Below are 12,432 nucleotides of genomic sequence, written 5' to 3' on the forward strand. Positions count from 1 at the left end.
GCTCAACCTTCGAACTGGTCTTTCACCAGACGGTTCAGCGCCAACACGCCCCAACCGGTCGCCCCTTTGGGGGCCAGCGGGCTTTCGCCGGACAGCTGGGCGGTGCCCGCGATGTCCAAGTGGATCCAGGGCTGATCGTCTTTCACGAAGCGACCAAGGAACTGGGCTGCGGTAACGGAACCCGCGGCACGCCCACCAACATTCTTGATGTCGGCCTTGTGGGACTTGATCAGCTTGTCATATCCCGGACCCATCGGCATCCGCCACGCGCCTTCGCCCTCGGCGGCGGCCGCGTTCAGGAAGCTGTTGCAGAAACTGTCGTCATTCGAGAAAACACCTGTGTTTTCATGGCCCAAGCCGATAATGACCGCGCCGGTCAGTGTGGCCAGATCCACCATGGCGGCGGGTTTGTATTCTTCCTGCGCATGCCACATCACGTCACACAGAACCAAACGGCCTTCTGCGTCGGTGTTGATCACCTCGATCGTGGTGCCTTTCATGGATGTCACGATATCGCCGGGGCGTTGCGCACGTCCGTCCGGCATGTTTTCGACCAGACCAACAAGCCCGACCACATTGGCCTTAGCCCCGCGCAGCGCCAGCGTTTTCATCACGCCCGAGACCGTACCAGCCCCGCCCATATCCATGGTCATGTCTTCCATGCCCGCGCCGGGCTTCAGGCTGATGCCGCCCGTGTCGAACACGACGCCCTTCCCAACAAGAGCCAGCGGCGCCGCGCCTTTTTCGCCTTTCAGCCACTCCATGATGACAATCTTAGAGGGGCTTTCCGACCCCTGCCCCACGCCCAAAAGCGCGCGCATACCAAGGGCTTCCAGTTCGTCCTCTTCCAGCACTTTCACTGTGACGCCAAGGGCCGACAGCGCCTCAAGACGGTCCGCAAACTCGACCGTTGTCAGGACGTTGGCAGGCTCGTTCACCAAGTCGCGGGTGAAGAACACGCCTTCGGACAGGGCGTTGATGTTGACCGTCGCGCCCTCAAAGCTTTCGGGCTTCGATACCATGACCATCAGGCTGCCACCTTCTGGTGCATCGTCGTGTGTCTGGTGATCATCAAACGCATAGGCGCGCAAGGTGGCCCCAAGCGCCAGTTCATCTGCGGTTTTCAGAGACCCCGCCAGAACCAAAACATCTTTACCCAGAAGCGCCTTGCCGATTTTTCCACCAGCCTTACGGGCGGTGTTTTCGTCAGCGCGCGGGGACAGGCGGATAACCTGAACGGCCTCAGCCTCCATCCCGACGGGCCATGCCAGATCCAGCGCATCGCCGTCTTTCATCTTCTCAAACGCATCGCTTTCGGTGAAGCGCACAAGCGCCCCGCGCATCAGCTTATTCACGCGCCGCGCGGCCGGATGCAGCTTGCCGGGTTCGGACAGAACCACGGTGACACGGCCCTTATGGGTGCCAATCGCATCAAGGTTGATTTCGGTAAAACTTGGAAGGATCGGAGCGGTCATGACGGGTCCTTTGTCTGGCAGGTTTCTGCCATTGGTAGCCCCCCACCGCAGGTTTGACCAGATAGCAGTTTTCCCCGCCCGTCGGATGGTTTAGAAACCAGACCACAAGATATTGGGTTCTCAGGGGGGAACGTGGCCAGATTCGACCGTTATATGCTGTCGCAGCTTGTGGTGCTGTTCGGCTTCTACGGGCTTGTCCTGGTGATGCTCTTTTGGGTGAACCGGGCGGTGCGGCTGTTCGATCAGCTGATCGCCAACGGTCAGACCGCTTTGGTATTCCTTGAATTCTCGGCCATGATCCTACCGGGTGTGATCGTGTTCATTATCCCGATCGCCTCTTTTGCAGCAGCGGTATCCGTCACCAATCGGCTGAACTCGGAAAGCGAATTGGTGGTTGCACAGGCAGCGGGCTATGGTCCGTTTCGACTGGCCCGTCCGGTACTGATATTCGGCCTTCTGACCGCGCTGTTCATGCTGGCCCTGACACATATCCTTGTCCCCATGAGCCAGCTGCGCTTTGCAGAACGTCAGGCCGAGATCGCCGAGAATGTCACGGCGCGTTTCCTGACCGAAGGTAGTTTTGTGCACCCTTCAGATGGCATCACCCTCTACATCCGTGAAATCAGTCCCGCAGGCGAGCTCTTTGACATTTTCCTGTCGGATGAACGGGATGAGGAACAAAGTTACACATATACCGCCCGCCGTGCGTTGATCGTGAAAACCGACCTTGGCCCACGTCTTGTCATGTTTGACGGGCTGGCACAGGTGATCAATATCGAAACCCAACGTCTGACCACCACCGGGTTCGAGGATTTCACCTATAACATTGCCACGCTTCTCACCGGGGCCGAGGAAGGCGTGCGCACCCTGACCCAGATCTACACCCCTGAACTGCTGAACCCTCCTGCCTCGACGCTTGCGGAAACCGGTGAAACCCGCGCAGCCCTGCGTGCCGAGGGCCACTTCCGCAACGCCCAAGCGCTCTATTCCATCGTGACCGCAATGGCTGGCTACTCGATGCTGATTGTGGCTGGATTCAGCCGATTTGGTCTTTGGCGGCAGGTGGTGATCGCATTGGCAGCAGTAGCGATGTTGCAATCTTTGGACAACACCATGCTTGATCTGGCGCGCCGGACCGAAGGCGGTGTCGGTCTGGTCTATATGGCAACCCTTGTCGGCGTCGTATTCAACTTGGTGGTACTGTACATGGCCACCCAACCGTCCCTATCAGATCTGCGCCGTCGTCGGCGCACGTTGCGCGAACGCAACCGCCATTTGTCCGAGGCAAACTCATGAGGCTGCATCTTTATATCGCTCGTCGCTTTCTGCGCGCCTTCCTGAGCATGCTTGTTGTGCTGGCTATTATCTTTGTCCTGCTCGACATGGTCGAAAGCATGCGGCGCTTCGATGCGGCCTCGGTCGGGATATCAAATGTTCTAGGACTGACGCTTTTGAACACCCCGGTCTGGATGTACCGCATCCTGCCGTTGATTGTGATTCTGTCGACAGTTTGGATGTTCCTTAGCCTTGCGCGCAGCTCGGAAATGGTTGTGACGCGCGCAGCGGGTCGGTCTGCGCTGATGACACTGATTTCACCCGTATTGACCGTATTTCTGTTTGGCATTCTGGCGGTGGCCATCGGCAACCCGATTACAGCCGGGACAACCAAGAAATATGAACGTATCGCAGCGCAGTACGAAGGACGCGGCGCATCCGTTCTGTCGATTGCCTCTGACGGGGTGTGGTTGCGTCAGGGAAATGAAACGGGCCAAACCGTGATCCGGGCCGATCGGTCAAATCTTGAAGGGACCGAGCTGTTCGACGTCACCTTCTTCTCCTTTGCCCCTGAAGGTCCGCCTACACTGCGGATTGAAGCCGCAAGCGCCAAATTGGAACCCGGTCACTGGGCCATTCGTGGTGCAAAGGTTTGGGATCTGATCAGTGATGCCAACCCCGAAAGCTCGGCCATTCAATACCCGATGTTTACGCTGGCCTCGAATTTGACGCAGGAACAGATCCGCGACAGCTTCGGCAAACCCAGTTCAATTTCGATCTGGGATCTTCCGCGCTTTATCCAACAGCTCGAGGCCGCTGGCTTTTCGGCCCGCGCACATCGCGTCTGGCTGCATATGGAATTGGCCATGCCCGTCTTTCTGGTCGCCATGGTTCTGATCGGTGCGGGATTTACAATGCGCCACACGCGCTTTGGCCGAACCGGCGTCATGGTCCTATTTGCCCTGATGATGGGATTCGGTGCCTATTTCATCCGAAACTTCGCGCAGATCCTTGGAGAGAACGGACAGATTCCGATCCTTCTGGCCGCATGGGCCCCTCCTGTCGCCGCGATCCTTATGCCGCTGGGCATTCTTTTGCATCTGGAGGACGGATGATGGGTTTGTCACAGCATCTGCGCGCCGGGCGACTGGCCTTGGCCCTGTTGGCAGGGTCCGTCAGCACCGTCGCTCTTGGTACCGGAGCAGCCATTGCCGAAACCGCAAGCCTGATTGCGGATCACGTACGCGTGGTTAGCAATGGTGGACTGGTCGCCGAGGGCAATGTCGTGGTTCTTTTCGACGGCACGCGCCTGACCGCAACGCGGGTCAGCTATGACAAGGCGACTGATACGCTGTCTATCACCGGGCCGATCACCATTACCCGACCTGATGGTACAATACTGGTGGCAGACGAGGCACAATTGTCTGCTGATCTGCGCAATGGGATCCTGACCAGTGCGCGTCTTGTCCTTGACGAGCAATTGCAGATCGCCGCGGCCCAGATCAACCGCGTGCAAGACCGCTATACCCAGTTGTCGCGCGTTACGGCGTCCTCGTGCCATGTGTGTTTGAAAAACCCAGTGCCGCTTTGGCAGATCCGCGCCGAGCGTGTGGTCCATGACGAAAAAACCCGTCAGCTCTATTTTCATGGCGCACAACTTCGTATTGCCGATGTACCGGTCTTCTATCTGCCCCGCCTACGCCTGCCTGATCCCACGCTGAATCGCGCAACCGGATTCCTGCCGCCCAAGATCCGTACCAACACGACCCTAGGGTTTGGCCTTGCCACCCCCTACTTCATCAAACTTGGTGATCATGCGGATGTCACAGTATCACCCTATATTGCCGACAAAACTCGCACGTTAGAGCTTCGCTATCGGCAAGCTTTTCAGACTGGTGACATTCAGGTCGAAGGGGCTGTCAGCCGAGATAGCATTCTGAATGACACGACACGTTTCTATGTGTTCGGTGAAGGTGAGTTCCAGCTACCGCGCGACTTCACCCTGTCCTTCCAGTTGCAAGAGGTTTCGGACCCCGGCTATCTGCTGGACTACGGTTACTCCGATCAGGACCGACTGCGCAACGCAATCGAAGTGATGCGCGCGCGCCGGGACGAGTTCGCCTTTGCCGGCATCACCCGCTATGACACGTTGCGTGCGTCGGAACTGCCAATCTCGGATCAACTTCCATTCGCCCAGATTGATGCCTTTTATGAACGTCGCTTCCATCCCGGAGGAATTGTCGGCGGCGAATTGCGGGCCAATCTGTCTTGGCAGGCCCATTTCCGCGAAAGCAAACTGGATGTTCAGGGGCGCGATGTCGCGCGCATGGGCGCCGGTCTGAACTGGCGGCGCGACTGGATCGGCCCGGCTGGTCTGGTGATCGAAGGTCAGGCCGCCCTGGACGCGGATATCTACTGGATCGAACAAGATAGCCGCTATCAGACCGAGCAGAGCTTCGCCACGCCTTCTGCCGGCGTGACCTTGCGCTGGCCCCTGTCGAGGGTAGCAGGCAATGGAACGGTCGACATATTGGAACCTGTCGCTGCAGTCGCATGGTCCGAACAGGTTGGCGCGGATATTCCCAATGAAGACAGCCAATTCGTTGAATTTGATCAGGGCAACCTGTTCGATCTCAACCGCTTTCCGGGAAGCGACCGACGCGAGGAAGGGTTGCGCGCCGCCTTGGGTCTAAGCTGGACCCGCAACACACCGTCTGGCTGGGGATTCACCTTGGCCGCTGGGCGTGTCTTTCGCGAAGTGGATTTGGGCCAGTTCACCGATGCCTCTGGTCTAGCGGGCCAAAATTCTGACTGGCTTTTGGGTGCATCGATCAATTTTGGTGGGCGCGTCTCGGTTCAGGGTCGTGCGCTTCTGGACGACGATTTCGGGCTGACCAAATCCGAAACCCGCGCCGCGTGGCTGACTGATCAGTTCCAATTGGGTGCTGCGCATATCTGGGTGATAGATGATGCGGCCGAAAGCCGGCCTACTCCTACCCATGAACTGCGCTTGGACAGTGCCTGGAAGGCCGGGGATTTTTGGACAATTACGGCTGATGGCAGCTTTGACGTCGAGGCAAAACAAGCCACCCGCGCCAGTTTTGGGGTGGAATACCGAAATGAATGTCTTTCGATTGATCTTTCCCTCTCGCGTCGCTTTACAACCTCTATTAATGTAGAGCCAACAACTGATTTTGGCCTGCAATTCGAACTGATCGGATTTGGAAGTGGTCGCGGGGCAGCAGTGAATAAATGCCGCGGCTGAAAACTACGTGATTGAAGCAGGACAGATCGAAGTCAGGGGATACGAGCTTATGCGATACAGGAAAACACCCATGGGATTTCTTCGCCAATCAAAAGCGCAGCAAGAGCCGCGCAAATCGACCGCTTCGCTATGGACCTGTGCCACCTCTGGCCTTGTTTTGGGGCTGGTCACGCTGGTTGGAATGGGCCCGACCCCAGCCGAGGCGCAAAACATGTTTGCCCCGGTAAAGAAGATCAATGAGCGTGTGATCACCTCGTATGAATTGTCCCAACGCATGTTGTTTCTGACCGTGCTGCGCGCACCGGGCAACCTGCGCGAGTTGGCGTTGAACCAGCTGACAGATGAAGCCCTGCAACGTCAGGCTGCAGATACCGCTGGCGTTTCCATTACAGCCGAGGAAGTTTTGGCGGGCATGTCCGAATTTACCGGCCGTTTCAATCTGAAGGTCGAAGAGTTCAACAAGATCATCGCCGAGGCCGGGGTTGCGCCGGAAACCTTCCGCGACTTCGTTTCGGGTGGTCTGCTGTGGCGCTCTGTCGTGGGCAAACGCTGGCAGGGTCGCATCAACGTGACCGAGGACGAAATTGACCGCCAGCTGTCTTTGACCGCTCCGGGGCAGAATGTCCGTGTTCTGTTGTCCGAAATTGTTCTGGCTGCAGAAAATCCTGAGGCGATGCAGGATGCGAACGCCCGCGCCTCGCAGTTGTCCGAGATCACCACTTTGGGGGCGTTTGCCTCTGCGGCGCGCAATTCGTCGGTTGCCGAGTCACGTGGCCGTTCGGGGCGCCTGAACTGGACGGACCTGTCGGATCTTCCTCCGGCGGTGGCCGCACAGGTTGTGGCACTGGAGCCCGGTCACGTAACCGACCCGGTGCCCGTCAAGAACGGGGTAGCCGTCTTTCAACTGCGTGCGATTGAAGAACTCGATCGCCCAACACCTCAGGACGTCACCGTAGAATATTCCGCGCTGATGATCCCCGGCGGACGCAGCACCGAAGCCCTGACGCAAGCCGCCGAAATTCGTGCCAAAGCGGACAGCTGCAACGATCTGTTTGGCTTGTTCCCCGGATCGACCGAGGCACAAATTCAGCGCGAATCTGTGCCCGTCGGCGAGCTGCCCACCCGCTATGCCGTTGAATTGGCCCAGCTGGACAAAGGCGAAGCATCGACTGCGCTTACCTCGTCCAATGGGCAAAGCCTTGTTTTCCTGATGCTATGTTCGCGCAGTCGCGAACTGCCAGAAGACGTCAGTCGTGACCAGCTGCGCGCGCGCCTTCAAAACCAGCGCTTGCAGGCCTTCTCGACCGCCTATCTGGAAGAGCTGCGCGCCGCCGCGTTTATCGAGGAATTTGACGCGCAATGACCGCTGAAAGCAGCGTGTCCGGAATTGTACCGCCCGTGGCTTTGACCATGGGCGAGCCGGCAGGCATTGGGCCCGAGATCGCGGCCAAAGCCTTCGCGGCTTTGCAAGGCACCTTGCCATTCTTCCTGATCGGGGATCCGCGCCACCTGCCCGAGGGCGTTGCGTTCACTCGGATCGACACCCCAGCTGACGCCCTTGGGGCCAAATCTCTACCGGTGTTGCCGTATGACTTCCAGACCCCACGCGTGCCGGGCGTCGCACAAGCTGAACACGCCCAGCCGGTGATCGACGTCATCGCGCAGGCCGTGGACCTGACCCAAAACGGCCGGGCGCTGGCGGTTTGCACCAATCCGATCAATAAGAAAGCGCTGAAAGACGGGGCGGAGTTTCCGTTTCCGGGCCATACCGAATACCTATCGCATCTGGCCGGGGACGCCCATGTTGTGATGATGCTGGCCTGTGACGCGTTGCGCGTGGTGCCTGCCACGATTCATATCGCCCTGTCCGATGTCCCCACGTCACTGACACGCGAGAAACTGGCTCAAGTCATCCGCACCACCCATGCCGCCCTGATCCGTGATTTCGGGCTGGACGCTCCACGGCTGGCGATTGCTGGCCTGAACCCCCATGCAGGGGAAGGCGGCGCGATGGGCATGGACGAGATCGACATGATCACGCCCTTGCTGGACGATCTGCGTGCCGAAGGTCTGGATCTGCTGGGTCCCCTGCCCGCCGACACCATGTTCCACGCCAGCGCGCGTGCTGGCTATGATGCGGCAGTTTGTATGTATCACGACCAAGCCCTGATCCCGATCAAGACGATCGATTTCGCGGGTGGCGTCAACGTCACCTTGGGGCTGCCCTTCGTGCGGACCTCGCCCGATCACGGCACCGCCTATGACATCGCGGGCACAGGCAAGGCGGATGCGACGTCCTTGATCAATGCCCTGCGCATGGCCCACCAGATGGGCCTTGCCCGTCGACAGGAGAGCACATAATGAGCCAGATCGACGGACTTCCACCACTACGCGACGTGATCAACACCCACGGATTGGTGGCCAAGAAATCGCTGGGCCAGAACTTTCTTCTGGACCTGAACCTGACCGCCAAGATTGCACGGCTTGCCGGGGATCTGTCAGGCAGTGATGTGCTGGAAGTCGGCCCCGGACCCGGCGGTTTGACCCGTGGCCTTCTGGTCGAAGGCGCACGCAAGGTTCTGGCCGTCGAGAAAGACAGCCGTGCCATGGCCCCCTTGGCCGAAATTGCCGAGGTCTATCCGGGTCGGTTGGAAGTCGTGAACGCCGATGCGTTGGAGCTTGATCCGCTCGAATATCTGACGCCCCCTATCCGTATCGTGGCCAACCTGCCCTATAACATCGGGACCGAGCTTCTTGTGCGTTGGCTAACGCCCCCCAGCTGGCCGCCAGCATGGTCCAGCCTGACATTGATGTTCCAAAAGGAAGTGGCGGAACGCATCGTGGCGCAGCCGGGATCGAAGAAATACGGGCGCCTAGCCGTTCTAGCCCAGTGGCGCACCACACCACGCGTGGTGATGGAGCTTCCGCCCGAAGCCTTTACGCCACCGCCGAAGATCCACTCGGCTGTGGTGCATTTCGAAGCCCTGCCTGTCCCTCGATTCGAGGCGGATGCAAAAAAATTGCAGGCGGTTGTCGCCAAAGCCTTTGGGCAGCGCAGGAAGATGCTGCGCGCCTCGCTGAAAGGTCTGCACCCCGAGATCGAGGACGTGCTGACGTCGGTCGGGATCAAACCAACCTCGCGCGCCGAAGAGATCGACGTCGAGGCCTTCTGTGCTTTGTCGCGGGCCTTGGGTTAGGCGTTTTTTGGAGGGCTCTGCCCCCGCGCCTTTGGCGCTCCCCCGGGATATTTTCGGTAAGAAAATGAACAGTTGGATCAGGAGTGTTCTTCGGCAGCCGTTTCCGCGAGCGCACGGTTGAAGGCTTTCAGTGCGTCCACATGGAAGATAGCGCCCCACAACTCGGGTGGGTCGCCTTCACCACCAAGGGTGACGACAGGTATGTACGCCTCGCCCGTGGTTTCAAAGATCGGCATAGCTGCTTCAAGCGTCGTATTTCCGTCCACATAGATGCCGGCCTCGATCAGTTCCCAGCAATGTTCTTCTCCAGCGGCGCGCGCGTGTTCCAGATCACGCATCACCTGCGCCACGCGCACGGTGGATAGCAGATAGGCTTGCGGACCAGCGGCAAGGTGGATGTTGCGGCGTTCCAATTGAGTCAGGAAGAAACTGCGATCCACCAGCTGGCTAGACAGCGCGGTCGATAACGATACGGCGGACATCACGGCAATCCCGGTCTGCCAGTCCCCGGTCAACTCGAACACGATCAACGTTGTGGAAATCGGGGCGCCCAATACGGCGGCCGCGACAGCGCCCATGCCAGCAAGCGCATAGAGGGTTTCGGACCCCGATACATCCGGGAAAATGGCCGTGGCGATGATCCCGAAGGACAGACCGGTCAGTGCCCCCACCATCAGCGCCGGAGAAAACACACCGCCCCCCATGCGTCCCGCCATTGTAATGGCTACTGCGGCCACTTTCACGGCGACATACAGGATGGCGACACCAGCTGTCAGGCTTCCCGTCAAGGCCGCCGAAGTTGTTTCGTACCCGACGCCAATGATATGTGGAAAATAGATCGCGATGGCTCCCAACAGGAACCCAGATAGCGCAGGGCGAAGAATACGCGGCAGGCGCAGGCGATCCTGCACGGTGTTACCCAGATCCTCGGCCCAGAAAATCGAACGCATAAGGATCACCGCAACAATACCCGAGACAAGCCCAAGGATTAGGAAGGCGGGCAGTTCGATATAGAAGGCCAGCGTGCCTTCATCTGGCAGCACAAACTCGGTCACACCACCATATTCCAGCCGGTTGATCACTGTGCCAGACACGGCGGCGATGGCGATCGGTGCAAAGGCGTGGACGGCGAAGTGGCGCAGCACAACCTCAAGCGCGAATAGAGCGCCCGCGATGGGGGCGTTGAAACTGGCCGAAACAGCGCCTGCGACGGCGCACCCCAGAAGATCACGCCCGGTGATACCATTGGCGTTGATCCGCGCTGAAATCCAGCTTGAGATCACCGCAGCGAGGTGGACGACAGGGCCTTCGCGCCCTGATGAACCGCCGGTGGACAGCGTCACAAGCGACGCCAAAGCCGAGCCAAGACCTGCGCGTTTTTCCACCCGACCGTCCCAAAGGGCTGCGCCCTCGATCACATCGGCAACCGCGCGCACACGACCGTCATGGGTGAACCAGTTCAGGATCAGCCCAACGACCAAGCCGCCCAAGGTTGGCAAGAGCAATATCCAATACCATGGCAAGGTTTCAGCAAAACTGTGCAAATGGGACAGATCATCCGTTCCGTAGAGCGCAGCCTGCAGGATTTCGATCCCTTTGCGAAACCCCAGCGCTGCAGCCCCCGAGGCCACACCGATGACAAGCGCAATCAGCCAGAATTGCATCTGGCTTGGGCCTTTTTCGATCAAGACCTCCCATGTGTCGCGCGCATTCCCGCCAAGGTTTCGGGTACGCTCAACCAATATCAATTTTATCTGTTCTATCATTGCGCTGCGCGTTTAGAACCCTTCCCAAGGCCGGTCATTTACCATAAGTTGTTCCGGTTTCTCAGGGGAGGATGGGATGGCCATCGACACCGCGTTCACCGAGCTTTCGTCATTTCTAGGCGATCGCATCAGCCGCTCCAAGCCTGTTCTGGATCAACATGGCGGGTCCGAGACACATTTTGCTTCTGCGCCACCCGATATCGTGGTCTGGCCCGAGAACACCAATGAAGTCAGCAGGATTCTGAAAATCTGTAGTCATGCCGGTTTACCGGTGATCCCCTTTGGGGCCGGCACGTCCTTGGAAGGACATACAAGTGCGGCAAAAGGTGGTGTTTGCCTGGATATGGCCCGGATGAACCAGATTCTCTCGCAGGATCCGGGTGATATGATTGCCCAAGTCGAAGCGGGGCTGACACGCGAAGAGCTTAACCATGAATTGCGTACATTAGGCGTTTTCTTCCCGGTTGATCCCGGCGCGAACGCAACCTTGGGGGGGATGGCCGCGACACGCGCTTCGGGGACAACGACTGTGCGCTATGGGTCTATGCGTCAAAACGTGCTCGGGCTTACCGTCGTCCTTGCAGATGGGCGCATAATCCGCACGGGATCGCGCGCCGCAAAGTCATCCTCGGGCTATGATCTGACTGCCCTTTTTCTGGGATCCGAGGGCACTTTGGGGATTATCACCGAGCTTACCTTGCGTCTGCATGGGCAACCGGAAGAAATCCGCGCCGGAATCTGTGCCTTTCCTGACATGGGATCAGCCGTGGGTGCGGTTCAACAGGTGATCCAGATGGGCCTTGCCGTGGCCCGGATCGAATTTGTGGACGAGACGACCGCGCGCGCCTTCAACCAATATGCCGGAACCGAGATGGAAGAATGCCCACATCTGCTTGTCGAGTTTCATGGCAGCCCAACCAGCGTCACAGAAGCCAGTGATATTTTCGGCGAGATCGTCCAGGACTTTGGGGCCACGGGCTATGAACACGCCACAAAGGCCGAGGATCGCAACGCGCTTTGGAAGATCAGACATCACGCGTTTTATGCCGTGCAAAGTCTGCGCCCCGGCGCACATGCGCTGGTCACCGACATTTGTGTCCCAATCTCGCAATTAGCAAAAGCGGTCGAAGACACCCGCGCGGACATCGAGGCCTCGTCCATACCCGGCCCTATCCTTGGGCATGTTGGGGATGGGAATTTTCATGCCATTCTACTGATTGCTACGGACAACCCCGATGAAATGGCCGAAGCAAAGATCCTTGCAGAACGGATGAGCCGTCGTGCGCTGGCCTTGGGAGGCACGATCACCGGAGAGCATGGCGTGGGAATGGGCAAACTACATCTGATGGAAGAAGAGCATGGCTTTGGCTGGGCTCTGATGGGGGACATCAAGACCGCGCTCGATCCTCGTAATATCCTGAACCCCGGCAAGCTGGTCCCGCAAGCCGGATAAG

Annotated in this window: 9 protein-coding genes; 7 read left to right on the forward strand and 2 right to left on the reverse strand. The window is 58.7% G+C overall.

The genetic code is table 11. From position 1 onward, the window contains the following. Positions 1-2 precede the first annotated feature (2 nt). Positions 3-1,475, reverse strand: a complete 1,473-nt coding sequence (locus ALP8811_RS07490; RefSeq protein ID WP_108856504.1) for a leucyl aminopeptidase — start codon at positions 1,473-1,475, stop codon at positions 3-5. A 132-nt stretch (positions 1,476-1,607) separates the two neighbouring features. Between ALP8811_RS07490 and ALP8811_RS07495 the strand changes: the two genes are divergently transcribed. From ALP8811_RS07495 to rsmA, 6 genes are all read left to right on the forward strand, one after another. Further along, positions 1,608-2,771: an LptF/LptG family permease gene (locus tag ALP8811_RS07495; RefSeq protein WP_245924599.1), complete on the forward strand. Its 1,164-nt coding sequence runs from the start codon at positions 1,608-1,610 to the stop codon at positions 2,769-2,771. Beyond that, entirely contained in the window at positions 2,768-3,865 is a 1,098-nt protein-coding gene (gene lptG, locus ALP8811_RS07500) for an LPS export ABC transporter permease LptG (RefSeq protein WP_108856505.1), read from the forward strand. Before ALP8811_RS07495 ends, lptG begins: the two co-directional genes overlap by 4 nt. Next, positions 3,865-6,015: an LPS-assembly protein LptD gene (locus ALP8811_RS07505; RefSeq protein WP_181363710.1), complete on the forward strand. Its 2,151-nt coding sequence runs from the start codon at positions 3,865-3,867 to the stop codon at positions 6,013-6,015. The genes lptG and ALP8811_RS07505 overlap by 1 nt, the downstream gene beginning before the upstream one ends. A 70-nt stretch (positions 6,016-6,085) precedes the next feature. Next, complete coding sequence (locus tag ALP8811_RS07510) at positions 6,086-7,378, forward strand: peptidylprolyl isomerase (RefSeq protein ID WP_181363711.1); 1,293 nt, start codon at positions 6,086-6,088, stop codon at positions 7,376-7,378. After that, positions 7,375-8,376: a 4-hydroxythreonine-4-phosphate dehydrogenase PdxA gene (gene pdxA / locus ALP8811_RS07515; RefSeq protein ID WP_181363712.1), complete on the forward strand. Its 1,002-nt coding sequence runs from the start codon at positions 7,375-7,377 to the stop codon at positions 8,374-8,376. Before ALP8811_RS07510 ends, pdxA begins: the two co-directional genes overlap by 4 nt. Continuing rightward, positions 8,376-9,212 (forward strand): 16S rRNA (adenine(1518)-N(6)/adenine(1519)-N(6))-dimethyltransferase RsmA, encoded by an 837-nt coding sequence (gene rsmA, locus ALP8811_RS07520; RefSeq protein WP_108856508.1) that lies wholly within the window; start codon positions 8,376-8,378, stop codon positions 9,210-9,212. Before pdxA ends, rsmA begins: the two co-directional genes overlap by 1 nt. 77 nt (positions 9,213-9,289) lie before the next feature. On the opposite strand, the gene ALP8811_RS07525 is transcribed toward rsmA, so the two are convergent. Next, on the reverse strand, positions 9,290-10,978 hold the full coding sequence (locus ALP8811_RS07525) for a chloride channel protein (RefSeq protein ID WP_108856509.1): 1,689 nt from the start codon (positions 10,976-10,978) through the stop codon (positions 9,290-9,292). A gap of 76 nt (positions 10,979-11,054) precedes the next feature. On the opposite strand from ALP8811_RS07525, the gene ALP8811_RS07530 reads away from it, so the two are divergent. After that, positions 11,055-12,431 carry an FAD-binding oxidoreductase gene (locus ALP8811_RS07530; RefSeq protein ID WP_108856510.1) on the forward strand — a complete coding sequence of 459 codons (1,377 nt, stop codon included), beginning with the start codon at positions 11,055-11,057 and terminating at the stop codon, positions 12,429-12,431. Position 12,432 lies beyond the last annotated feature (1 nt).

This window comes from Aliiroseovarius pelagivivens, assembly GCF_900302485.1.
In the GTDB taxonomy this organism is placed as follows: domain Bacteria; phylum Pseudomonadota; class Alphaproteobacteria; order Rhodobacterales; family Rhodobacteraceae; genus Aliiroseovarius; species Aliiroseovarius pelagivivens.